The 23,625-nt window shown below is 46.8% G+C and carries 21 protein-coding genes and 1 pseudogene; 13 read left to right on the top strand and 9 right to left on the bottom strand.

The window, feature by feature from the left end:
* Positions 1-13 precede the first annotated feature (13 nt).
* Positions 14-1,284 (bottom strand): annotated as a pseudogene (gene fabF / locus DN730_RS04825) (beta-ketoacyl-ACP synthase II).
* Positions 1,285-1,375: 91 nt separating this feature from the next.
* Here fabF and DN730_RS04820 point away from each other — a divergent pair.
* Positions 1,376-1,975, top strand: coding sequence for a TetR/AcrR family transcriptional regulator (locus tag DN730_RS04820; RefSeq protein ID WP_115466983.1), 600 nt, complete (start codon positions 1,376-1,378; stop codon positions 1,973-1,975).
* Positions 1,976-1,991: 16 nt separating this feature from the next.
* On the opposite strand, the gene cysQ is transcribed toward DN730_RS04820, so the two are convergent.
* A complete protein-coding gene (cysQ, locus tag DN730_RS04815) occupies positions 1,992-2,840 on the bottom strand; it encodes a 3'(2'),5'-bisphosphate nucleotidase CysQ (protein WP_115466982.1) in 849 nt (282 codons plus the stop codon).
* 63 nt (positions 2,841-2,903) lie between these two features.
* On the opposite strand from cysQ, the gene DN730_RS04810 reads away from it, so the two are divergent.
* Positions 2,904-3,320, top strand: coding sequence for an RNA-binding S4 domain-containing protein (locus DN730_RS04810; RefSeq protein ID WP_115466981.1), 417 nt, complete (start codon positions 2,904-2,906; stop codon positions 3,318-3,320).
* Here the strand turns inward: DN730_RS04810 and dprA are convergent.
* The gene (dprA, locus tag DN730_RS04805; RefSeq protein ID WP_115466980.1) at positions 3,317-4,522 is read right to left on the bottom strand and encodes a DNA-processing protein DprA; all 1,206 of its coding nucleotides are present in this window, start codon (positions 4,520-4,522) and stop codon (positions 3,317-3,319) included. The genes DN730_RS04810 and dprA overlap by 4 nt on opposite strands.
* 219 nt (positions 4,523-4,741) lie before the next feature.
* Here dprA and def point away from each other — a divergent pair, with 219 nt between their 5' ends.
* From def to ybaK, 6 genes are all read left to right on the top strand, one after another.
* Positions 4,742-5,251, top strand: coding sequence for a peptide deformylase (def, locus tag DN730_RS04800; protein ID WP_115466979.1), 510 nt, complete (start codon positions 4,742-4,744; stop codon positions 5,249-5,251).
* 108 nt (positions 5,252-5,359) lie between these two features.
* A complete protein-coding gene (fmt, locus tag DN730_RS04795) occupies positions 5,360-6,352 on the top strand; it encodes a methionyl-tRNA formyltransferase (RefSeq protein WP_115466978.1) in 993 nt (330 codons plus the stop codon).
* Positions 6,349-7,671, top strand: a complete 1,323-nt coding sequence (rsmB, locus tag DN730_RS04790) for a 16S rRNA (cytosine(967)-C(5))-methyltransferase RsmB (protein ID WP_115466977.1) — start codon at positions 6,349-6,351, stop codon at positions 7,669-7,671. Before fmt ends, rsmB begins: the two co-directional genes overlap by 4 nt.
* A gap of 261 nt (positions 7,672-7,932) precedes the next feature.
* Entirely contained in the window at positions 7,933-9,306 is a 1,374-nt protein-coding gene (trkA, locus tag DN730_RS04785) for a Trk system potassium transporter TrkA (protein WP_115466976.1), read from the top strand.
* Between the two features lie 103 nt (positions 9,307-9,409).
* The gene (locus DN730_RS04780; RefSeq protein ID WP_115466975.1) at positions 9,410-10,858 is read left to right on the top strand and encodes a TrkH family potassium uptake protein; all 1,449 of its coding nucleotides are present in this window, start codon (positions 9,410-9,412) and stop codon (positions 10,856-10,858) included.
* Between the two features lie 27 nt (positions 10,859-10,885).
* On the top strand, positions 10,886-11,356 hold the full coding sequence (gene ybaK / locus DN730_RS04775; RefSeq protein ID WP_115466974.1) for a Cys-tRNA(Pro) deacylase: 471 nt from the start codon (positions 10,886-10,888) through the stop codon (positions 11,354-11,356).
* Between the two features lie 49 nt (positions 11,357-11,405).
* On the opposite strand, the gene DN730_RS04770 is transcribed toward ybaK, so the two are convergent.
* On the bottom strand, positions 11,406-12,302 hold the full coding sequence (locus DN730_RS04770; protein WP_115466973.1) for a lysophospholipid acyltransferase family protein: 897 nt from the start codon (positions 12,300-12,302) through the stop codon (positions 11,406-11,408).
* A gap of 145 nt (positions 12,303-12,447) precedes the next feature.
* On the opposite strand from DN730_RS04770, the gene gmhB reads away from it, so the two are divergent.
* Complete coding sequence (gene gmhB / locus DN730_RS04765) at positions 12,448-13,008, top strand: D-glycero-beta-D-manno-heptose 1,7-bisphosphate 7-phosphatase (RefSeq protein WP_115466972.1); 561 nt, start codon at positions 12,448-12,450, stop codon at positions 13,006-13,008.
* Positions 13,009-13,086: 78 nt separating this feature from the next.
* On the opposite strand, the gene DN730_RS04760 is transcribed toward gmhB, so the two are convergent.
* Positions 13,087-13,476, bottom strand: a complete 390-nt coding sequence (locus DN730_RS04760; RefSeq protein WP_115466971.1) for a winged helix-turn-helix transcriptional regulator — start codon at positions 13,474-13,476, stop codon at positions 13,087-13,089.
* Between the two features lie 85 nt (positions 13,477-13,561).
* Here DN730_RS04760 and DN730_RS04755 point away from each other — a divergent pair, with 85 nt between their 5' ends.
* Positions 13,562-14,413, top strand: a complete 852-nt coding sequence (locus DN730_RS04755) for an SDR family oxidoreductase (protein WP_115466970.1) — start codon at positions 13,562-13,564, stop codon at positions 14,411-14,413.
* 82 nt (positions 14,414-14,495) lie between these two features.
* Here DN730_RS04755 and gyrB read toward each other — a convergent pair whose 3' ends face one another.
* From gyrB to dnaA, 4 genes are read right to left on the bottom strand one after another with little or no spacing between them, the layout of a single operon-like run.
* Positions 14,496-16,919: a DNA topoisomerase (ATP-hydrolyzing) subunit B gene (gyrB, locus tag DN730_RS04750; RefSeq protein WP_115466969.1), complete on the bottom strand. Its 2,424-nt coding sequence runs from the start codon at positions 16,917-16,919 to the stop codon at positions 14,496-14,498.
* Positions 16,920-18,026: a DNA replication/repair protein RecF gene (gene recF / locus DN730_RS04745; RefSeq protein WP_115466968.1), complete on the bottom strand. Its 1,107-nt coding sequence runs from the start codon at positions 18,024-18,026 to the stop codon at positions 16,920-16,922.
* A 54-nt stretch (positions 18,027-18,080) separates the two neighbouring features.
* Positions 18,081-19,178 carry a DNA polymerase III subunit beta gene (dnaN, locus tag DN730_RS04740; RefSeq protein ID WP_115466967.1) on the bottom strand — a complete coding sequence of 366 codons (1,098 nt, stop codon included), beginning with the start codon at positions 19,176-19,178 and terminating at the stop codon, positions 18,081-18,083.
* Between the two features lie 33 nt (positions 19,179-19,211).
* Positions 19,212-20,759 (bottom strand): chromosomal replication initiator protein DnaA, encoded by a 1,548-nt coding sequence (dnaA, locus tag DN730_RS04735; RefSeq protein ID WP_115466966.1) that lies wholly within the window; start codon positions 20,757-20,759, stop codon positions 19,212-19,214.
* 528 nt (positions 20,760-21,287) lie between these two features.
* Here dnaA and rpmH point away from each other — a divergent pair.
* From rpmH to yidC, 3 genes are all read left to right on the top strand, one after another.
* Entirely contained in the window at positions 21,288-21,422 is a 135-nt protein-coding gene (gene rpmH / locus DN730_RS04730) for a 50S ribosomal protein L34 (RefSeq protein WP_115466965.1), read from the top strand.
* 7 nt (positions 21,423-21,429) lie between these two features.
* Positions 21,430-21,825, top strand: a complete 396-nt coding sequence (gene rnpA / locus DN730_RS04725; protein ID WP_115466964.1) for a ribonuclease P protein component — start codon at positions 21,430-21,432, stop codon at positions 21,823-21,825.
* Between the two features lie 94 nt (positions 21,826-21,919).
* On the top strand, positions 21,920-23,569 hold the full coding sequence (gene yidC / locus DN730_RS04720; protein ID WP_115466963.1) for a membrane protein insertase YidC: 1,650 nt from the start codon (positions 21,920-21,922) through the stop codon (positions 23,567-23,569).
* Positions 23,570-23,625: the final 56 nt, after the last annotated feature.

Below are 23,625 nucleotides of genomic sequence, written 5' to 3'. Positions count from 1 at the left end.
CCCCAAAAGTGGTCTATTCCTTGGCTGTAAAACGTTTCAGTATCAGCGCAGCATTCACTCCGCCAAAACCAAACCCATTACATAGCACATAATCAACGGCTTGTTGGCGAGCTTTGAGAGGGACTAAGTCGAGATCCGCCATGCTGTCTTCTGGGTGGTGCAAATTTAGGGTAGGGGGAAGGGTATTGGTTCGTAACGCTTGGGCACTGAAAATACTCTCAACGCCTCCCGCTGCGCCTAATAAGTGACCGGTAGAGGATTTCGTTGATGAGATCGCCACTTGAGTAACGGATTCACCAAAGACTGCTCGTAAGGCATTAATTTCACCACGATCCCCCACTGGAGTAGATGTCGCGTGAGCGTTGACGTAGCCGATCTGAGCGGCGTCAATTCCAGCCATTGTTATTGCCTGCTGCATTGCTCTGGCCGCGCCTTCACCATTCTCAGGCCCAGCGGTTAGATGATAAGCATCGGCGCTCGTACCATATCCTACAATTTCTGCCAGTGGCGTTGCTCCTCGTTCTAGAGCGTGTTCCAGAGTTTCAATTACGACCAGGCCTGCATCACAAACCCCTCACGATCGGTATCAAATGGGCGAGAGGCTTGTTCTGGCGCATCATTACGTTTTGACAACGCTTTAAGAGCGCCAAAGCCCGCCAAAGAAAGGGGATCAATACACGCTTCGGTGCCGCCTGCTAACGCGACTTTCGCCTCGCCTGTTTTCAGCAATCGCACCGCATCACCGATAGCTTGAACACCCGCGGCACAGGCTGTCACAGGTGTTCCCAAAGGGCCTTTAAAGCCAAAACGAATGGATACGTTACCCGCCGCCAAATTCGCCAAGAAAGCAGGAACAGTAAACGGAGATAACCGTTTTGCTCCCTGTATCTGGCGGACCTTCTCAGCATGAGTGATCGTCGGTAATCCTCCAATCCCGGTTGCGATGATGGTCGCAGTGGCTTGTTGATCGGTTTCCGTCTGAGGTTTCCAATTCGCTTGTTCAAGTGCCTCTTCTGCCGCCACGATCGCAAATAGTGTAAACAGATCGATACGTTTTAGCTCTTTAGGGGACAGATAGTCATTTTCATTTAAGCCATTTTCCAACTCCGATGACGCAGGCACTTGGCCAGCGATATGGGTATTCAAGCCCTCACACAACGTTGTTGGCAGTTGACGAACCCCCGATTCCCCATTAATTAGCCGTTGCCAAACCGCTTCGACGCCGATACCTAGCGGTGATACTAAGCCCATTCCAGTAATGACATAACGCTCATTGGATTGCATCTTACTCTCCTTAATTATGTGATCTGCGACAGATGGGTCTATGCTAGAGTTGAACTAAATATGATCAAGATAATATTTATCGGAGGGTTTTATGCCTTATTCGCCCAAGCACAAAGAGCAAACTCGTCTGCGTATTTTACAGGCTGCGGCGACATTGTTTTGTTCCAATGGCTTTGATCGGGTCACACTGAATCAAATAATGAAACAGGCCAATATGACCCACGGTGCGTTCTACGCCCATTTTTCGGGGAAAAGCTCTCTGTATGAGGCCGCGCTGAAATTTGCCACTTCAAAAGGCTTTGGGGCACGTTCAAAGAAACAAACAGAAACCAAAGACACGCACCTTAAAGCATTAATCAGCCGTTATTTGAGCTGGAGTCGCCCTAATTCAGAGGCTCCTTCCCCTCTGGAGTTTCTTGTCACTGATGCGGCCCATCAAGACGAAAAAGTGCGTCAAACTTATCAAGAGTGCTTTGATAACTTAGTTGATCGATTAGCGTCTATTTTGTCTAGGCGTGGCGTGCAAGAGTCTAAAAGCTTAGCGGAGGAGACGGTGATTGCGTTAGTAGGTACGGTATCCATAGCTCGGTCCATCACCGAGCCTCTACGTGAAGAATTTATAAATCGTGCAAAGCTCCGAATCTTGAAACGCTTAGATCAAGACCTCGTTGGTCTAAATGCGCCAATGTAGGCCGAATCAGAAGCGGTTAATTATCTTCATCAGATTGCTTATACCAATCGAGCACTATCGGAGCGATCTCTGGTCCTGCTACGATAAAGTGGCCATTGAGTAGACTATCACGCTGGTTGTAACGGAAAGGTTCGCCTGTCGGATCAACCAGCAAGCCGCCAGCGGCTTCTATAATCGCTTGCTGAGCAGCCGTATCCCACTCACTTGTCGGGCCTCGGCGAAGATGCAGATCCGCAATACCTTCGGCAATGCGACAACCTTTAATTGAGCTGCCTTTAGGTAGCTCTCGTACTTGATCGTAAGCTGATTTGAGGGTGGCTTTAAGATCTTCAGGAAGGGAAGGACCGTGGCTTCGACTGGTCATCGCGACCAGCGGATCTCTCGGCTCACGTACTGAAATCTCTTCTATGTCTTGACCATGCCATTTGATCGCCCCTTCAGGCAGACCACGCCAGCTTTTGGTCACACCAAAGTAGCCTTCTCCCGTTGTCGGTAAGTAGACCATCCCTAAGACCGGCTTCCCTTCAACAACCAAAGCGATGTTAATACTGAATTCACCGTTACGCTTGATGAACTCTTTGGTGCCATCCAAAGGGTCGACTACCCACAGTTCCTGCCATTCTCGGCGCTCATCGAATGAGACAACGACTTCTTCCGATAGAATCGGTATCTCAGGCGCTAATTCAGTTAGACCTTCCATAATGATTTGGTTTGCTGCAATATCAGCAGCCGTCACAGGACTATCATCAGATTTCTGCACGACACCAAGGTCGGCTTTCTGATAAATCTCCATGATCACATCGGCAGCATTGTGTATGATTTGTTGCAATGCCTTAAAGGTTGGGTGACGACTTACATCCAGCATAAAGGTACTAATTCTTTGGTTTCATCATTTGTATGCCCACTTTCAATAAGTAAAGCAGAAAGCATGAGTAAAGCAGAAAAACAGTCGCAATCACAAGCAGTAAGATTAGATAAATGGCTTTGGGCCGCACGCTTTTTTAAAACACGCTCATTGTGTAAGGAAGCGATTGACGGTGGCAAGGTAATGTACAACGGTGCCAAAGGCAAAGCCGCTCGTAATGTTGAGCTCGGCGCCTTGATAACGATACGCAAAGGCTGGGACGAAGTCACCGTCGAAGTTAAGGGTCTAAGTGAACAACGCCGCGGCGCGCCTGAAGCCCAATTGCTCTACGCTGAAACTCAAGATTCTATTGAAAAACGCGAGCGTCGCGCAATCGAGCATAAGTCTTTTGGCGGTCGAATCATGGCAGACCATCGCCCCAATAAGAAAGAGCGTCGAGACATTAAACAACTTAAGCGCGATATCTTCAGCTCTGACTAAGACGCCTCTAAGGCAATTTGATACTGTCCTTGCGCGTTGTTAAGTACGCCCGCCAATTCAAGCTCCATGAGCGCCTGAGAGAGGTCAGGCGCTTGCCATTGGGTCAGTCTTATCAACGCATCAAAATCCATGGCAATGCGCTCCTGTTGCAGTAGGGTGAATAGTGACAAGGCTTCACGTGAAACATCTGGCTCGGATCGTTCAACCGCTCCTTTGATTGCAGCGCTTTCTTTAGGTGATCGAAGCCCCCTAGGTAATTCGCTCAGTATGTCTTCGACCGAGGTGACCAAGGTCGCACCCTGTCGTATAAGCTGATTCGTTCCTGTCGCTTGCGGTTCGCCAATCCGCCCAGGAAGGGCAAATACCTCTCGATTTTCGTCAAGTGCATACCGCGCGCTGATTAACGAGCCACTTTTTTCCGAGGCTTCTACCACCAACACACCAAAGCTCATACCGCTTATGATGCGATTTCTAGGCGGAAATAGATTCGGCCTAACACCTGTAGTTAGTGAATATTCACTAATCAGTGCTCCATCATGCTCTAGTACCGACTCAAACATTCGCGCATTTTGACGAGGGTACCAGTGATGTAGACCCGTTCCCATTACGGCTACCGTGGGCGCACGGGCTGCCAACGCTCCTCTGTGTGCAAACGTATCGATACCTCGAGCGCCGCCACTGACGACAGAAAACCCCTGTTCGGAAAGTTGCTGGGCCCAAGCTTGAGCAACCTGACGACCATAGCCAGAGGCTTCCCGAGCCCCCACTATGCCAATGGTGGGTTTTTGCCAAGCTTGCACATTGCCTTTGACGTACAGAAACGTTGGCGGCACAGCAATTTCATTTAACAATCGGGGATATTCCGTATTACCTCTGAAAACAATGCGCTGATCATACTGCTCCAACCACTTCTGCGTAAGCTCAAGCTGACTCTCTGCCTCGTAGGGCAAAACATGTTGCGAGAGATAGCGAACGGCCATCTTTGCGGCGTGCTCACTCCATCCCAAAGCTCGTAGAGTTCTGTAGTCGATCGCTTCTGAACAGGGAAGCGGATCATCGAATAAACTTGGGCTAGATTGGTTCTCAGAATCCAATGTCGAAAGGTAGGTCCATAAGCGAGATAAGCGACTCGCCCCAATACCTGGGATAAAGCTTAAGGCCAACCAACATTCAGATGACAGGCCAAAGTGGTGAGTATTCATGCGGCAATCCTTTGCGAGCATTAGAGATTAAAATATGGGGAGCTGTAACGTGGCACATTACAGCCTAAATTCGCGCGGTATTTAAGCATATTGCACAAAATTTAGCCACAGCCATGACACTCTTTTCCTAATCTTAGGTTACAATAGAGCGATAGAAATGGCTTCTCAAATCAGATTAAGAGAATGCTAAGCACATGCATTACGTTATTGGATATCGATATGGCTGTATTACCTGTTTTAGAATACCCTGATCCGCGACTTCGTAAGGTCGCTGAACCTGTGACTCAATTTGAGGATGCAGGGCTACAAACGTTGATTGATGACATGCTCGATACAATGTACGAAGAGCAGGGCGTTGGTCTGGCCGCTACCCAAGTAGACTATCATTACCGCATTGTGGTGATGGATTTTTCTGAGGAACGTAACGACCCAATTGTCTTTATTAACCCAGAATTTGAAGTACTAGATGACGAGCCGAATGAGTTCCAAGAAGGCTGCCTATCTGTGCCAGGCTACTACGAACATATCTACCGTGCAGCCAAGGTCAAAGTAAAAGCGTTTGATCGTCATGGTGAGCGATTTGAGATGGACACTGATGAATTAATGGCGGTCTGCGTCCAGCATGAAATCGATCACCTTGATGGAAAACTGATGGTAGATTATCTGTCGCCCCTTAAGCGCAATCGCATCAAAACTAAACTGCAAAAACAGCAAAAGAAGCGCGCTTAAAACTCTCTCGAATATAGCCGAATTCAGTACATTAATTGGGACACTCGATACACACTTTTTAAAATCAGGCTTCGGCCTGATTTTTTGTTACGGAAGTTAACTCTAAATATGACGACACGACACACTTCTCCATTACGCATTATTTTTGCAGGGACACCGGACTTTGCCGCAGCAAGTCTGCAAGCACTGATAGACGTTCAAGAAGCTAATCAGTATGAGCTAGTAGCGGTATACACACAGCCAGATCGCCCTGCAGGCCGCGGCCATAAACTTGTCGCTAGCCCTGTTAAACAGCTTGCTATGAAGCATAATATTCCAGTGCTGCAACCACTCAATTTTAAAGCCAATCAGGACCGTCAGGACTTAGCCGACCTCAATGCAGACATTATGATTGTCGCCGCATACGGGCTTATTCTACCGAAGGCCGTACTTGATACACCTAAATTCGGTTGTATTAATGTTCACGCGTCTTTACTACCTCGTTGGCGCGGAGCAGCCCCTATCCATCGAGCCGTGATTGCAGGAGACACCGTCACAGGAATCACCATTATGCAAATGGATGTGGGGCTCGACACAGGGGACATGCTGCTCAAGAAAGAGTGCCCCATTATGCCCACAGACACATCAGGTTCACTGCACGATCGTTTAGCCTTACTTGGAGGCCAAGCATTACTCGAAGCACTTGAGCCGCTTCGAGTAGGTCAATTAAACGGAGAGTCTCAAGATGAGAGTCTTACTTGTTACGCTGACAAACTGACGAAGCAGGAAGGTCTTGTTGATTGGAGCCAAGACGCGTTGACCATCAGTCGTAAGATCCGCGGTTTGCTGCCTTGGCCAGGCGCCTATACTCAAACATCCAGTGGGACCATGAAGATACATGCTGCCACATTGTTGGACACTGATAATCAAGATTTTGAAAACGGTGAAATCACCATGGTCAGTCAAGAAGGACTTGCCGTGTCTACCGGCAAAGGCTCGATATTGATTACCGAGCTACAGTTTCCAGGCGGCAAGCGGATGTCGGTTCAAGATGCCTTAAATGGTAAATTCAAAGAGGAACTTCGGGTTGCCAACATACTAGGGCAGGAGAGTACATCATGAGTCATACGTCTGCTCGTTTAATCAGTGCTCGAATACTGGAGCAAGTCCTACTGCAAAGAGGCTCGTTATCGACTCAGATTAACAAACAGATTGCGAGCGCTGATCCTGACGAACAGAGTCTAGTTAAAGAGCTTTGTTTTGGCGTCTGTCGCTATTATCCACAGCTCAACAGTATTGCATTGAGTTTACTGACTAAGCCATTCGAAGAGAAAGATTTTGATTTGTATGCAGCCTTACTAATGGGGCTCTATCAAATTACCCATATGCACACCCCAGATCATGCCGCCGTCAACGAATCAGTTGAATTGTGTCGCGAGTTAGAAAAGGACTGGGCAACCAAACTCATCAATGCCGTTTTGCGTCGATATCAGCGTGAACACGACGACATTATTGAGCGACTCGACGCTCAACCGTCCATGGAATACAACTTACCTAAGTGGTTTATCAAACGCTTGAACAAACACTGGGGGAGTGAATTCGAGCAAATTGTAGAAGCAACCAATGCCCGCCCGCCCATGTGCATCCGAGTCAATACCGCTAAGGTTTCACGTGAAACATATAAAGCTAAACTGGAAGAGCAGGGTATTGTTTCACGTGAAACGCCTTTTTCAGATTCAGGTTTGTACCTAGATGAAGCAGTTTCTGTGAATGAGTTACCTGAATTCTTTGATGGCTATGCAAGCGTACAAGACGAGTCAGCGCAACTTGCTGGGATGATTCTATCACCCCAACAAGGTGAACGACTATTGGATGCTTGCGCTGCGCCAGGCGGTAAGACAGGACACCTTCTTGAGCGAGCGAATGAGCTGGACCTGACTGCCGTTGAGCTAGAGACATGGCGACTATCAAGAATTGAATCCAACCTAGATAGACTTGGTCTCAGTGCAAAGTTAATCTGCGGTGACGCTAGTGAGCTCGATCAGTGGTGGGACGGTCAACCGTTTGATAAGGTCCTTCTTGATGCACCGTGCTCCGCAACTGGCGTCATTCGACGTAATCCAGATATCAAGATTAATAGAAAGCCCGCAGATATTGATGAACTGGTCATCATACAAAAGGGCATACTTGAAGCTGTCTGGAAGACATTAAAGACGGGGGGCGTCATGCTTTATGCTACCTGTTCCTTAATGCCTGAAGAGAATGAGCGACAGATGGAGCAATTTCTAAACGCACAGTCAGACGCAGAAGAAGTGTCGTTGAACTACCTTAACGCTAACTTGAATATGGGCATCGGAAAAAAAGTTAGCCATGGTATGCAGATATTTCCAAGTCGAAAAGGCCAAGACGGCTTCTACTATTGCTTGTTAAGAAAACTGTGATATTCAAGTGTAGCGACGAAGCATGTTTCACATGAAACATGCTTTGCCTTTGTAGATGCAAATATGATTGATCATTCTTTAATAAAAACATCCCCCAAATAGGATGTTCATCACAAATGATATCAACGAAAAATAAAAGTAATAATTCACCTATTGCACATTAAAACTTCATGCAATCACGTTTAAAATGAAGAGCAGTTTTGGGCATTATTCATCGCACCCATTTTGGATGCACTTAGACGATCAGCACAAAGGCAAGTAATGAAAATCATCATAATTGGCGCGGGACAAGTAGGGGCGACCCTTGCAGAAAATCTGGCAAATGAAGACAACGATATTACGGTGATCGATACTGATGCCAATCGTCTTCGAGAGCTTCAAGATCGGCTCGATATTCAAACGGTTCAAGGAAGTGGCTCCCACCCTGACGTATTAGACCAAGCTGGCTGTAATGATGCAGATATGCTGATCGCAGTAAGCAACCAAGACGAAACCAATATGATCGCCTGTCAGGTGGCTCACACCTTGTTTAAAACCCCAACAAAAATTGGTCGAGTTAGGTCAAACGCTTACTCAAAATACCCAAAAATATTTGGGGATACGGCCTTGCCAATGGATGTGCGCATTAGCCCAGAAAAAGAAGTCACCAAACATTTAAGCCGTCTCATCCGCTACCCAGGTGCACTGCAAGTCATGGAATTTGCCGAAGGGAAAATACAGCTTGTCGTGGTCAAAGCCGAAAAAGGTGGTCCGCTGATTGATCGCCCTATCAGCTACTTAAAAGAGCACATGCCTTCGATACAAACGCGTATCGCCGCTATCTACCGCAATGGCCAATCCATCAAACCTGATGGCAATACGCTAATCCATGCAAATGACGAAGTATTTTTCCTTACAGCACAGCGCGACGTTTTAGATGTCATGAGTGAACTTCGCCCTTTAGACACTCCGTATCGTCGCATCATCATTGCTGGCGGTGGCAACATCGGTGAACGCCTTGCTCAAAGTCTTGAGAAAGAGTATCGCGTTAAGATCATTGAGCGTGACCCAGAGCGATGCCGTTACTTATCCGAAACGCTCAATAATACAATCGTTTTGAACGGCGATGCGTCGAAACAAGAATTGCTATTGGAAGAGAACATAGAATCGACAGATGTCTTCTGTGCCATCACAAATAATGACGAAGCTAATATCATGTCATCAATGCTGGCAAAGGTCTTAGGGGTTCGCACCGTCATGACCATTATCAATAACCCAGCTTATGTCGACATCGTTCAAGAGGGCATGATCGACATCGCCATATCGCCACAGCAAACCACCATTAGTTCCTTGCTGACGTATATCCGCCGAGGCGATGTCGTAAACGTACATTCGATGCGTAAGGGCGCTGCCGAAGCATTAGAAGCGGTAGCGCATGGAGACTATCGCTCCTCAAAAGTAGTCGGCCGTGCAATTGCCAATTTGAATTTACCGGAAGGTGCCACCATTGGTGCGGTTGTTCGCAATGATGACATCATCGTCGCGACAGGTGATGTTGTCATTCAGGCAGAAGACCATGTCATTATATTTGTTTCAAATAAGAAGCAAATTCCCGCGGTCGAGCAGCTATTCCAGGTAGGTCTAACGTTCTTCTAGGACGCTAGCCAATAACATCTACTAACGATATAAACTAAATTAAACGGCGCGCCATAGAGACAAGGGCGCGCATAACACCTAAGTTAATGGACACCAAAACATCATGCATATTCAGGTAATCCTACGCGTCATCGGCTTGTTGATTATGATCTTCAGCGTTGCGCTTTTGCCACCTATCGTCGTGTCACTGATATACAATGATGGTGCATTGATGGCGTTTGTTTATGCCTTAATCATTAACTTAGTCGGTGGCCTGGTTGTTTGGTTTCCTTTCCGAAATCATCGCGGAGACCTCAAGATACGAGACGGGTTCTTGGTAACGGTCTTATTCTGGACGACGTTAGGCTTATTTGGTTCTGTACCCTTTCTATTAACGACTTCCCCTGATCTCAGCTACACGGACGCTCTGTTTGAATCCATGTCAGGTTTAACCACCACAGGGGCTACCATTCTAACTGCCATCGATGATTTACCTCAGTCGATTCTATTCTACCGCCAATGGCTACAGTGGTTAGGCGGTATGGGTATCATTGTCTTGGCAGTCGCCATTATGCCCATGCTGGGTGTTGGGGGCATGCAGCTATACAGGGCGGAGACACCAGGCCCAGTAAAAGACTCCAAGTTGACACCTCGCATTGCCGAAACAGCCAAGGCGCTCTGGTACATATACGCAACGCTCACGTTGCTGTGTGCGATCGGTTATTGGGCAGCCGGTATGACATTATTTGATGCCATCTGTCACAGCTTTTCGACAGTTGCTATTGGTGGGTTTTCCACCCACGATGCGAGCATTGGCTACTTTAACAGTGTCACCATTGAGATTATTTGTACGGTATTTATGGTTATTTCGGCCATCAACTTTGGTATGCACTTCTACGCTTGGCGCACTCGAAGTGTCTGGCATTACTTTAAAGACCCCGAAGCGCGTTTCTTCTTCTTTCTACTACTCAGCACAATCGTCTTAGCGACACTTGTACTGATCCTCACTTCGACCTATGAGTGGAGTGATTCATTGCGTTACGCAGTCTTTGAGACCGTATCGATTGCAACGACATCGGGGTTCAGCACATCCGACTTTTCCGTGTGGCCACATTTTCTACCCTTCCTTCTCATCGTCACGTCCTTTGCGGGGGGGTGTGCCAGCTCGACTGGAGGCGGCATGAAGGTCATCCGCATCCTGTTGATTCTTAAACAAGGTTTTCGAGAAATCCAACGTCTAGTGCATCCCAATGCAGTGATCCCAGTAAAAGTGGGCGGCAAAGCCATACAAGAGCGTGTGGTGTCTGCAGTATGGGGGTTCTTCTCAGCATACCTATTAGTGTACGTGATGCTGATGATTGGCCTAATGGCGACGGGAATTGATCAAGTCACCGCGTGGTCGGCGGTTGCGGCGACTCTCAATAACTTAGGTCCGGGCCTAGGCGAAGTCTCTGCAAACTTTGCGTCGATCAATGACCCAGCCAAATGGATGCTTTGCTTTTCTATGCTGCTTGGCCGTTTAGAAGTCTTTACTCTATTGGTATTATTTACGCCAATGTTTTGGCAAAAATAGCTCTGTCTTCCAACCCCGAGGCGCACCATGACACCCGCTGTGTTAACACTACAGAAAAAGAAAATACCATTCACTCAACATGAATACGATCATGATCCGGCTAGTCAAAACTATGGCGAGGAAGCTGCGCAAAAGCTCGGATTGAATCCCGAAGAGGTCTTTAAAACACTACTCGTTACCGACGAAAAAAGTGTTTTTGTAGCAATCGTTCCCGTAACAGGGCTACTGAACTTAAAACGTGCTGCAGCGGCGCTCCGCGTCAAAAAGCTTCGGATGACGGAGCCAAAAGAGGCAGAGCGTATTACTGGATACCTCGTTGGAGGAATTAGCCCAATAGGGCAAAAAAAAGCCCTACCAACCGTGATTGATGAGAGCGCTTTATCTTCCAAAAAGATCTACGTCAGTGGTGGTAAAAGGGGCTTTGATATCGGACTGGCCCCCCAAGATCTGGCAGGAGTTTGTCGCCAAGCCGTATTTGCAGATATTGCTGAAGCGTAGGCAGGCAGTGCAGGCGGTTAAACGAGTCTGCCCTCCCTACGATGATCGGCTAGGTGTTCTCGCGATAGAGATTCAAAGCGCCATCAGGTTGTACCTTAAAGCGCTTGTATTCCCATTGATACTGACCAGGGCGCACTTTCACTAACCGCTCAATGGATGCATTAAGGCCCGTAAGCGAGGTTTGAGTGTCTTCTGAATAGAAACGATCATCCACTTCATGCGCGACAATTTCAAACCCTTTAGAGGTTTGCATGCTGCCCACAACAAATGCCTTTGCTCCCGTTTTATATGCCAGTTGGCTGGCAAGCGTCATGGTATAAGCTCGATGACCAAAGAGAGGGGCGAATTCACCGCTGCCTTTCTGTGGCACCTGATCGGGTAAAATTCCCACCACACCACTGGCATTCAACGCCTTCATAATTTGCAATACACCACGGCGATTAGTGGGTGCTAACTCCGCGCCAGAACGCTCTCGTGCTGCCAAAATAAACGCATCCAAACTTGGGTTTTTATGCGGTCGATACATCACTGTTAAAGGCCGAATAGCACTGATGTATGCGTTCAATACCTCCCAGTTTCCAATATGAGGAGCAAGTACAATGACGCCTCCGTCACCGGCTACCGCTTCTTTAAAACGATCAGCTCCGTCGCCATCTCTGCAATGTTTTAAAATGGTCGAAACATCTTTGGTCCACATGTGCCCCATCTCCATAAAGGTTTGACCTATATGTGCCAAACGCTCATTACGTAGACGAGCACGTTGCTCCCGATCTAGGTTAGGCAAGCAAAGCTCTAAGTTGCGATCAATCGCCCGACGTGTCCGTCGATCAAAGCGTAATAAACACACACCAACAATACGGCCAATGTATCGGACAAACGGAAGGGGAAGCTTCCCCATGACTTTTAGAAAGCGCGTAATAAAGGAAGAGGGTGTAGAGTCAGACATACAAACAACTTTAATTATTGATGTTGGCGTATTGTAACGTATATCAAAGGTCAAAATAAAAATAACTGTTTCACATGAAACCCCAGCACCAACAACGCGAATTCATTATACTGACGGAAAATTAATGTCGATATTGAGGACATATATGAAGGTGCAGCAAAAGCCAATCATTCTTTTGGACCGTGATGGCGTTATTAACCAAGATTCAAAAGACTATGTGAAATCAGTGGAAGAGTGGATTCCGTTAGCAGGCAGTATCAAAGCCATCGCAGCGTTAAGTAATGCGGGCTTCAAAATATACGTGGTCACAAACCAATCAGGAATCTCACGTGGTTACTACAGTGAAGAAACACTTGCAGCAATGCATCAAAAGATGTCGGATCTAGTGGCTGCTGAGGGAGGCCAAATTGACGGCATAGAATACTGTCCGCACGGGCCAGATGACGCATGTCATTGCCGTAAACCCAAAAGCGGAATGATTGAAGCGATCGAGAAATCCCTCGGTATGGACTTTACAGAGCAGCCAGCCATTATGGTGGGCGATTCACTACGCGATCTTCAAGCAGGGCAGGCTAGGGGCTGTGCTCCCGTTTTAGTGCTCACAGGTAATGGCCGAGAAACGCAGTATAAGAACATCGATTTCCACTTTGATATTTACACAGATTTAGCCGCGTTCGCCATTGCGACGCTACATAAATACTCTTAATTAAAGCGTTACAGACATAGTAAGCACTTACATCATGTTTACGAAAGACCTTGCTTCACAGGGTCTTTTTTTTCATTTTTACGCTTGGTGACGGCGATCTAAAATATCTAAAAGGTTGTCTTCTAGCCAGCTTATGAGATCTATTACACGCTCTGAAAATTCAGCCCCCATAGGCGTCAACCGGTATTCTACGTGCGGTGGCACGACAGGATGGACAACACGATCAATGAAACCATCGCCTTCCAACTGTTGTAGCGTTTGAGCCAGCATTTTTTCGCTAATACCTTTTATCATCCGTCGCAAATCACTAAAGCGATGAAACTGGCCATCGCGCAGTGCAAAAAAAACCAGCATGCCCCAGCGTCCTGTCACATGACGTAATACCTCTCGCGATGGACATTGATCCGAGAACACATCACCTCGATCAAATCTAACGTCTACACTGTCTATCGAGCCTTGTTTTTTCATACTTACCTTTTTGTGCGTACTTACTTTAAGTAAGCATATAGCTTAACCTAGGTCTCACACACTTACCAATTAAAAGGAGTTCATAATGATTCTTGTAACAGGTGCAACAGGTCAACTTGGTCAACTGATCGTGGCAAGCATACTCGCCAGCGGTGTCAAAGCTGAAAATATCGTCGCAGCGGTTCGTAATCCTGAAAAAGCGACTCATTTGGCAGATCTAGGTGTCGTAGTGCGTCAAGCTGATTACACAGACCCAGCATCGCTCACGTCGGCCATGGCTGGCGTCAAGCGAGTCGTATTGGTTTCTTCAAGCGAAGTAGGTCAACGTGCTGCGCAACATCAAAACGTCATCGATGCCGCTAAAGAAGCGAATGTAGAGTTACTTGCTTACACCAGTATCTTACACGCAGACACTTCTCCTTTAGCCTTGGCAGAAGAGCACCGAGCAACCGAAGCGGCATTAAAAGCATCGGGTGTACCTCATGTTCTATTACGCAACGGCTGGTACTCTGAGAATTACACCATGGGCGCGTCGATGGCGGTCGAGCACGGCGCGGTCTTAGGCAGTGCTGGCGACGGTCAATACTCTACAGCCACTCGAGCAGATTACGCCGATGCAGCAGCGATTGTTATCACTTCTGAAGGCCAAGCAGGCAAGGTATATGAGTTAGCGGGAGATCAAGCGTTCACGCTTACAGAGTACGCAGCACATGTTGCTAAGATAAGCGGTAAGGAGGTGGTATACCAAGACCTGCCCGAAGCCGAATATGCAAAAGTGCTAGTAAGTGTGGGCCTACCTGAGGGCTTTGCCAAGATCTTGGCCGATTCAGATACCGGTGCGGCAAAAGGTGCTTTATTTGACGACAGCCACACGCTATCCACACTGATTGGTCGCCCAACAACGCCCATTCAGGACAGCATTAAAGTTGCGCTGTAACATACTGACAACTTCGGGTGCGTGCTAGCACAAAAAAAGGGCCTAACTATTAGGCCCTTTTGCTTCGATAACTTGCTTTACTTTAAACGTCTAAGTTTGCAACCGTTAGCGCATTGTCTTGAATAAAGTTACGACGCGGTTCCACTTCATCACCCATTAGAGTCGTAAACATTTGGTCCGCTGCCACGGCGTCATCAATGGTGACACGAAGCATGCGACGAGCATCAGGGTCCATCGTGGTTTCCCAAAGCTGCTCAGGGTTCATCTCACCCAAACCTTTATAACGCTGGATTGTCAGACCACGCGACGCTTCTTTCATCAACCAAGCTTTCATACCATCAATCGTTGTGACGGTCTCTTTGCGCTCACCACGCTGAATGTATGAACTGTCATCAAATAGCTCATCTACCGTTTCAGACATCGCCACGATACGCAGGTATTCTGGCGACGTGAAGAAAGCTGACTCAAAGCGATAACGTGTACTCACACCATGAGACATAATGTCTACAACAGGTAAGTATTGATTACGCTCCGCATCTTTCTCAACACCAAAATCAAAACGGAAACCAGTGCGTACGTCTAACGGCATTTGACCGCTCAAAGCTTCAACCCATGCTGTCACAGCGGCTTCATCATTAAGCTGCTCAGTCTTAAGCTGTTTGCAGTACAGAAGTTTATTCATAACATCTTTTGGATACACGCGAGCCAATCGATCTATGTCTTCTTCAATGCGAATGTAGTCACGAACCAATTTCGCTAGACCTTCACCTTGAACACCAGGCGCATCTGAATTGATAAAGAATTTAGCGCCATCTAGAGCGACTTCAATCAAATGCTGCTCAAGCGCTGGCTCATCTTTGATGTATTGCTCTTGTTTACCACGTTTGATTTTAAACAGCGGTGGCTGAGCGATGAAAATATGGCCACGCTCGATGATTTCTGGCATTTGACGGAAGAAGAAGGTCAGTAAAAGGGTACGAATATGCGAGCCGTCCACGTCAGCATCGGTCATGATAACGATGCTGTGGTACCGCAATTTGTCAGCATTAAATTCGTCACGACCGATACCACAACCCAATGCCGTGATCAGCGTGCCAACTTCGACAGACGACAACATCTTATCAAAGCGTGCTTTCTCTACGTTTAAGATCTTACCTTTCAACGGCAAGATTGCTTGGGTACGACGATCTCGGCCTTGCTTGGCAGAACCACCTGCCGAGTCACCCTCCACTAGGTAGATTTCAGAAAGTGCTGGGTCTTTCTCTTGGCAATCTGCTAATTTACCTGGTAAGCCAGCAATATCTAACGCACCTTTACGGCGAGTCATATCACGGGCACGACGTGCGGCTTCACGAGCACGCGCGGCATCCAGCATTTTATTAACAATAATTTTCGCTTCCGCAGGCTTCTCTAAAAGATATTCAGCGAATCGCTTACTCATCTCTTGCTCAACGGCCGTTTTCACTTCTGACGACACTAATTTATCTTTCGTTTGAGAAGAGAACTTCGGATCAGGCACTTTAACAGACACAATTGCCGTTAAACCTTCACGGCAGTCATCCCCAGACGTAGCCACTTTTTGCTTCTTCGCTAGGCCTTCAGACTCAATGAAGTTGTTCAATGTACGTGTCAACGCGCCACGGAAACCAGCTAGGTGGGTACCGCCGTCACGCTGAGGGATATTGTTCGTGTAACAGTAGATATTCTCTTGGAAGCCTTCGTTCCATTGCAGCGCGACTTCGACAGCAATGCCATCTTCAAGGTCATCACGTTGGCAAATGAAATGGAAAATATCATTGATTGGTGTTTTGTTGGTATTTAAGTGTTCTACAAAGGAACGTAAGCCACCTTCGTAATTAAAAAACTCTTCTTTACCTGTACGCTCATCTTTTAGATTGATCGCCACGCCAGAGTTAAGGAATGACAGCTCGCGAAGACGCTTCGCTAAAATGTCGTAGACAAATAAGATGTTCGAGAAAGTATCTGCCGACGGTTTAAAATGTACCGTGGTACCGGCGCCATCTGACTCACCGACAATCGCTAATGGGGATTGTGGTACGCCATGAGCGTAGTTTTGCTCGTAGACTTTGCCATTTTTGCGAATCGTCAAGGTAACAGTTTCCGACAGAGCATTTACAACGGATACACCCACACCGTGCAATCCACCAGAAACTTTGTAAGAGTTATCGTCAAATTTACCACCCGCATGCAAGACCGTCATGATGACTTCGGCTGCTGATACACCTTCTTCCTCGTGCATCTCAACCGGAATACCACGACCATTATCAGATACGGAAATGGATTCATCTGGGTGAATGATTACTTTAATCGTGTCACAGTGACCCGCTAACGCTTCGTCGATGGAGTTGTCCACCACCTCAAACACCATGTGGTGCAGACCTGTTCCATCATCTGTATCACCGATATACATACCGGGACGCTTACGTACAGCGTCTAGCCCTTTGAGCACTTTGATACTGGACGAATCGTAATTATTTTCACTCATTTAACTCTCCTGCAAACCTTTGCTCGCTTGGGACAATTCGCCTTGATTCATCGAGAAATGACGAACGTCTGTCTGATCAGACCAAGTAAAATCCATGCTATCTGGTCCAACGCTGGTTATAAATATTTGGCTGTTCAGTGATTCCAACAACTGACACAACCGACGTCGATGGTTAGCATCCAGCTCGGCGGGTAAGTCATCCACCAAGAATACTAACTGACGACCACGCTCAATTAACAATTGGCCCTGCGCGATCTTAAGCGCCGATACCACCAGCTTTTGCTGGCCTCGAGACAGAGTATCTAAAGCATCCCCCGAAGGCGTCTTAACACGAAGATCCGCCCGTTGCGGTCCCGTATTGGTATACCCAACATCAATATCTCGCTGATAGCTGTGCTCAATCGCTTCGCTCAGCGTTTTTTGCGCATCCCAACCTTGAAAAAAGTTAAGCTGCACACTGAGACCTGCGGCTAACTGCTGTAAAACGGATTCAAAATGAGGCGTGAGGGCGGCAACATATGCTTTGCGCGCGGTATTCACATATTCACCCAATCGAATCAGCTCTTGATCGAACGCAGCTAGTAAATTGGCCGATATTTTACCACGTCTGAGTAAGCTATTCCGCTGTTTTAACGCTTTTTGCCAGTCTCGCCAGGCATTAATAAATCGATCATCGAAATGAAACACGCCCCAGTCGACAAACTGCCGACGAATCTTAGGGGAGCCTTCTAGTAGACGGAACGCATCGGGGTTAATCAATTGCACGGGGAGACGCTCGGCCAACTCCACGACGGACTGGGCAGCGCGCCCTTGAATACGAACCTCAATCGCGCCATCACGACTTCGCTTAATCCCCACAGGTATCCGCGGCTGTTGGTCCTGCTCGAGTTGTGCAAAGACGACACACTCAGGCTGTTCATACTGAATATAGGTTTTGTGTTTGTGGCTGCGGAATGAGCGTCCAAACGACAGAAGATGAATGGCCTCTAAGATGGAGGTTTTACCACTGCCGTTTTCGCCCACAATGATGTTTACATGAGGTGAGGGGTCAAAACGAACAGCAGTTAAATTACGCAGGTGAGAAATATCAAGACGGGCCAGCGGCATAAATCGGGGCCTAGAGATGATGAGGGCGTGCACTGCACGCCCATCGGGTGTCTATTACAAACGCATCGGCATCACAACGTACTGCGAAGCGTGACCTTGACCTTCTTCAATCAATGCGCTGCTGTTTGCATCATTCAATGAGATGCACACTTCTGGTGAATCAATCACGCCTAAAACATCTAACAAATAGCCAACATTAAAGCCAACTTCTAGGTTATCGCCTTGGTATTGAACGAGAACAGACTCTTCCGCTTCTTCTTGCTCTGGGTTGTTGGCGAACACTTGCAACATGCCATTCGCTAGGATGAGACGTACACCACGGTATTTTTCATTTGATAGAATCGACGCGCGTAGAAACACTTGACGCAGCTCTAAACGATCAGCCGTGACAAGCTTTTCATTATTACGTGGGATCACTCGATGATAATCAGGGAATTTACCTTCCACCAATTTGGATGTGAACGTGTAATCCGCTACTTTTGCGCGGATATGATTTGTACCAATTGTTAGCTCAACAGTCTCATCTGTATCCGTTAATAAACGGTTGAGCTCCAACACACCTTTACGTGGCACGATCACTTGCGTTAAATCACCTGAAACTTGAGCATCCTCTACGGCCGTAGCGAGTCGGTGTCCATCAGTTGCCACAACACGAAGTTGGCCGTCAGCCACTTCAAATAGCATACCATTCAAGTAATAACGGACGTCTTGGTTCGCCATCGCAAAACCAGTGCGGTCGATAAGTTTACGAACGCTCACTTGTGGGATGTTCACCACCAGATCACCCTGCATATCTTGGATATTCGGAAACTCTTCCGCGGGTAAGGTCGATAAGGTGAAACGCGAACGACCCGAACGAATCAACGCTTTTTGCTCATCAAGAGAGAACTCAATCACAGCGCTGTCTGGAAGGCTCTTACAAATGTCCATCAGCTTACGTGCGGGAATCGTGATGCGACCTTCTTGGCATTCATCCAGTGGCACTTGGCCGACTAATTCGACTTCGAGGTCTGACCCGGTCAGCGTCAGAGTTTGGTCCTTTACTTCTACCAAAACGTTCGCCAAAACTGGCATCGTTTGTTTACGCTCTACTACACCCGCCACCAGTTGTAGTGGTTTTAGCAGTGTTTCGCGGACGACTGAAAATTTCATTCTTTTCCTCGTTAATTCAAAGTCTTAGACCAATTAGGTGGTCAGAATGCGCATCAATTGTTTGTAATCTTCACGGATATCTGAATCCGTATCTTGTAACTCTTTAATTTTACGAATGGCATGCAATGCGGTCGTATGATCACGACCACCAAACGCTTCGCCAATTTCTGGCAAACTATGGTTTGTCAGCTCTTTCGCCAGCGACATCGCCACTTGACGGGGACGCGCAACAGAGCGACTCCGACGCTTGGACAGCAAATCGCTAATCTTGATCTTGTAATATTCCGCTACAATTCGCTGGATATTATCAATGTTCACCAACTTGTCCTGCAAGGCCAAAAGGTCTTTTAATGACTCTCGCACGAAATCAGGCGTAATCGCTCGCCCAGTAAAGTGTGAGTTGGCGATGACTCGTTTTAATGCACCTTCTAACTCTCGGACATTAGATCGAATCTTTTGCGCGATAAAGAATGCCGAATCATAAGATAATTTCACACCACTTTCTTCTGCTTTACGCATCAAGATGGCGACTCGCGTCTCTAACTCCGGCGGTTCGATCGCTACCGTCAAGCCCCAGCCAAACCGAGATTTTAAGCGGTCTTCCAATCCTTGAATCTCTTTCGGATAACGGTCACACGTTAAAATCATTTGTTGGCCGCCTTCTAATAAAGCGTTAAACGTATGAAAAAACTCTTCTTGTGTTCGATCTTTACCGGCAAAGAATTGAATGTCGTCAATGAGCAGTGCATCGACAGATCGGTAATAACGTTTAAAGTCATTGATCGCGTTTAGCTGCAGCGCCTTAACCATATCCGCAACAAAACGCTCCGAATGCAGATACACGACTTTTGCATTTGGGTTATGGCGCATCAGCTCAGTACCCACGGCTTGCATTAAGTGAGTTTTACCTAACCCGACGCCACCGTAAATAAAGAGTGGATTATAAGCACCACCTGGATTCTCGGCGACTTGCTGGGCGGCCGCGTGAGCCAATTGGTTCGACTTACCTTCGACAAAGTTTTCAAACGTAAATGAATTATTAAGATTGGCACCATGATTGATGCCGCCTTCTACTTGTACTTTTCGATTCGGCGGATTGAGCGGTAACTGACCTTGTTCATAAGGTTCCGGCTCCACGCGCGCAGGGCTATCAGATAAGCTTAGCGGCGCTTCAAATTCGATTTCTGGTCCGTCTCTCGTTTCGTCGTCCATTAAACTAAAGCCAGGGGAGTAACCTCTTTCTAAGCTTGGTTCTGATGACATTAGATTAGAGGAAGGTTCTGGCGCTTGTGGTGCCGGAGCGGGAGGCGGAGGTGTCGGCTTCGTAAATCCAGCTTGGCGAACTTCAAACACTAAGTTGGGCGCTGGCTCATCGCCGGCAAACTCAGATAACAGTTCTTTGATACGCGCTTGATATTTATTTGTCACCCAATCCAAGACAAAACGATTAGGTGCATACAAACAAAGATCACCACTGGCTTCTATTTCAGCTTTAAGTGGACGAATCCAAGTATTGAATTGCGATGTGGAAAACTCATCCTGCAATCTTGCAAGACAACGCTCCCAGTACTGCAAAGACACGATAGACGTTCTCCTAAGATGGAATTCTTAAAAATGGTAAATGCTGAACAAGAAGGGGATTCTATCGTGACATATTATAGTTATCCACAAAAAGTTACATTCTATCGCGAAGTCTCTGTGTTTTTAGATTTGTTAATAACAAATAAAGTTATACACACCCGTTAATATATTTTTATGCATGTGCATAAACAGGCAACTTATTCACATATTAACAAGATTCATCCTGTCTAGATATGCACAGGATAATATTAGAGTAAACTACTGTTAATAAACAGCTTTTCTAACTTTATAATGTGCCTTGTGGATATTTAAATAGATTATCTAAATTGGTTACGCACAATAGAGCTAAAAAACTGTGTGTAACTATGGGGAGCATTTTGTGGTTAACATTTTACAAGAAAAGACGTTCCAAACGATTGAATTGTAGCCGTAAACACACTAAAATCCGCGCCCTGATTTTGATCAGAATAAGAGGCTTGGCGGACGCTAACCCTCACACTCAGAACACTGATTCAGTGAGATATTGAAATGAAAAGAACTTTCCAACCTAGCGTACTTAAGCGTAAACGTGCACACGGTTTCCGTGCTCGCTCTGCAACTAAAAACGGACGCAAAGTTTTAGCGGCTCGCCGCGCTCGCGGTCGTAAGCAACTGTCTGCTTAATACGTTGATGGCAAGCTATTGTTTTCCCCGGCAGGTCAGACTTCTGAATGCCGGGGATTATCAATCCGTTTTCAATGACACATCTTCGAAAGTCTTCGCAGGTGAATTCCTCCTATTAGCAAGAAAACAGGCTCACCCTGCAAAGTTAGGTTTGATCGTATCGAAAAAAACCGACAAACGTGCGGTAGGTCGTAACCGAATCAAACGTGTTGTTCGAGACTCCTTTCGTCATCATCAAGAATTGCTCAATGGCCTTGAAATTATCTTCTTAGCTCGTAACGGTATTCGCGAAGTAGATAACGCTGATTTGCACAAACGATTAGAAAAAGCGTGGAAGCAATTGGCGAAGAAAGCTCAAAAACCACATTCTGAGCAAAAACAACACAACTCATCAAAGAAATAGGCTGAAAAATCGGCTAAAGGCTGGTTTAATACGGCGTGATTTTCAAAAGGGTGGTGACACCCCATTGTCCAACCAAACAAACTAGTTGAATACCATGGATTTCAGACGTTACTTTTTATGGGGAGCGCTGTTTGTCAGTGGCTACCTACTGTTCTTACAGTGGAACCAAGACTATGGCACTGCTGCAACCAACAAAACGGTAGCAACACCCAACGAAACCGTTGCGGCCGACTCAGACCTGCCAAATGCAATCGGCGCGCAAGGCACAACCGCCAACGCAGAGATTCCTGACCAAGTCGATAAAGTGGCTCCAGGTCAGCTAATCCACGTCAAAACGGATACTTTGAATGTTGCCATTAACCCTGTCGGTGGTGACTTAGTCGAAGCATCTTTATTGCAATACACCAAAACGAATGAAGGCAAAGAACCATTCGTCATTTTGGACAATGGCAATGAGCGTATCTATGTTACCCAAAGTGGTTTAGTGGGTCGCGATGGACCGGATGCGAATCCAGAAGGTCGTCCAGTTTATCAAACGGAACAAACGTCCTATGCACTAGAGGCCGGTGATAAGACATTGGATGTAAACCTGTATTACACCGATGCAGACGGCGTGAAGTACACAAAAACGTTTCGTTTTACCCAAGGCCGTTACGATATTCGCCAACTAATCACGGTTGACAATACGTCTGCTGAAACTTGGAAAGGTAATCTTTTTGCACAGATCAAGCGAGATAGCAGCGAAGATCCGAGTACTGCCACCAATATGGGGTTACAACCTTATTTAGGTGGTGCGATTTCCGATGAGCAAACGAAATACAGCAAAATTTCGTTCTCAGATATGGAAGAAGAGCCAGTAAAAGTATCGACAACGAAAGGCTGGGTAGCATTGCTTCAGCACTATTTCGTATCCGCTTGGATTCCTGAGCAAGGCCAAAAAGTAACACTGCAAGCCCGCACTAATAATGGCTTCAACTTAATCGGTTTTACTGGTCAAGCAGTTGAAATTGCTCCGGGGCAACAAGGTACACTCAGCTCAACATTCTATGTGGGTCCTAAGCTGCAAGACCAGTTAGAAAGCACCGCTGAAAACCTAGATTTAACCGTGGACTACGGTTGGTTGTGGTGGCTCGCAAAACCATTGTTCTGGCTACTCACAGCGATTCAGTCAGTTGTTATCAACTGGGGTGTCGCAATCATCTTGATTGTTGTTTGTGTGAAAGCGATCTTCTTCAAATTATCGGCTACGAGCTACCGCTCGATGGCAAAAATGCGTAAGTTTGGTCCTGAGCTAGCTCGTCTACGCGAACAGCATGGCGACGATCGCCAAGCCATGTCGCAAGCCATGATGGCGCTGTACAAAAAAGAGAAGATCAATCCATTAAGTGGTTGTCTTCCAATACTAGTGCAGATGCCAGTATTCCTATCCCTATATTGGGTACTAATGGAATCAGTAGAATTGCGTCATGCGCCATTTATGCTTTGGATTAATGACTTGTCAGCAATGGACCCATACTTTGTACTACCGATCCTAATGGGTCTAAGTATGCTGGGTCAGCAAATGTTGAACCCTACGCCACCAGATCCGATGCAAGCTCGCATCATGAAGATCATGCCTATCGCATTTACGTTCTTCTTCTTGTGGTTCCCAGCCGGTCTTGTACTGTACTGGGTAGTCAACAACACATTGTCTATTGTTCAGCAGTACGTTATTACCAAGAGCATCGAAAAAGGCGGCAACTAATTCGCTTCATCGACATTTGATGCTTTTAAAAAGGCTTCCTTAGGGAAGCCTTTTTG

The organism is Marinomonas piezotolerans, from assembly GCF_003362755.1.
In the GTDB taxonomy this organism is placed as follows: Bacteria; Pseudomonadota; Gammaproteobacteria; order Pseudomonadales; family Marinomonadaceae; genus Marinomonas; species Marinomonas piezotolerans.
Note: the sequence above shows the minus strand (reverse complement) of the source record. Positions and strands in the feature narration are given on the sequence as shown.

Excerpts from the sequence above, each read along its gene's own strand:
- DN730_RS04820 (WP_115466983.1), top strand. The coding sequence starts at position 1,376 with ATGCCTTATTCGCCCAAGCACAAAGAGCAAACTCGTCTGCGTATTTTA.
- cysQ (WP_115466982.1), bottom strand. The coding sequence starts at position 2,840 with ATGCTGGATGTAAGTCGTCACCCAACCTTTAAGGCATTGCAACAAATC.
- DN730_RS04810 (WP_115466981.1), top strand. The coding sequence starts at position 2,904 with ATGAGTAAAGCAGAAAAACAGTCGCAATCACAAGCAGTAAGATTAGAT.
- dprA (WP_115466980.1), bottom strand. The coding sequence starts at position 4,522 with ATGAATACTCACCACTTTGGCCTGTCATCTGAATGTTGGTTGGCCTTA.
- def (WP_115466979.1), top strand. The coding sequence starts at position 4,742 with ATGGCTGTATTACCTGTTTTAGAATACCCTGATCCGCGACTTCGTAAG.
- fmt (WP_115466978.1), top strand. The coding sequence starts at position 5,360 with ATGACGACACGACACACTTCTCCATTACGCATTATTTTTGCAGGGACA.
- rsmB (WP_115466977.1), top strand. The coding sequence starts at position 6,349 with ATGAGTCATACGTCTGCTCGTTTAATCAGTGCTCGAATACTGGAGCAA.
- trkA (WP_115466976.1), top strand. The coding sequence starts at position 7,933 with ATGAAAATCATCATAATTGGCGCGGGACAAGTAGGGGCGACCCTTGCA.
- DN730_RS04780 (WP_115466975.1), top strand. The coding sequence starts at position 9,410 with ATGCATATTCAGGTAATCCTACGCGTCATCGGCTTGTTGATTATGATC.
- ybaK (WP_115466974.1), top strand. The coding sequence starts at position 10,886 with ATGACACCCGCTGTGTTAACACTACAGAAAAAGAAAATACCATTCACT.
- DN730_RS04770 (WP_115466973.1), bottom strand. The coding sequence starts at position 12,302 with ATGTCTGACTCTACACCCTCTTCCTTTATTACGCGCTTTCTAAAAGTC.
- gmhB (WP_115466972.1), top strand. The coding sequence starts at position 12,448 with ATGAAGGTGCAGCAAAAGCCAATCATTCTTTTGGACCGTGATGGCGTT.
- DN730_RS04760 (WP_115466971.1), bottom strand. The coding sequence starts at position 13,476 with ATGAAAAAACAAGGCTCGATAGACAGTGTAGACGTTAGATTTGATCGA.
- DN730_RS04755 (WP_115466970.1), top strand. The coding sequence starts at position 13,562 with ATGATTCTTGTAACAGGTGCAACAGGTCAACTTGGTCAACTGATCGTG.
- gyrB (WP_115466969.1), bottom strand. The coding sequence starts at position 16,919 with ATGAGTGAAAATAATTACGATTCGTCCAGTATCAAAGTGCTCAAAGGG.
- recF (WP_115466968.1), bottom strand. The coding sequence starts at position 18,026 with ATGCCGCTGGCCCGTCTTGATATTTCTCACCTGCGTAATTTAACTGCT.
- dnaN (WP_115466967.1), bottom strand. The coding sequence starts at position 19,178 with ATGAAATTTTCAGTCGTCCGCGAAACACTGCTAAAACCACTACAACTG.
- rpmH (WP_115466965.1), top strand. The coding sequence starts at position 21,288 with ATGAAAAGAACTTTCCAACCTAGCGTACTTAAGCGTAAACGTGCACAC.
- rnpA (WP_115466964.1), top strand. The coding sequence starts at position 21,430 with ATGGCAAGCTATTGTTTTCCCCGGCAGGTCAGACTTCTGAATGCCGGG.
- yidC (WP_115466963.1), top strand. The coding sequence starts at position 21,920 with ATGGATTTCAGACGTTACTTTTTATGGGGAGCGCTGTTTGTCAGTGGC.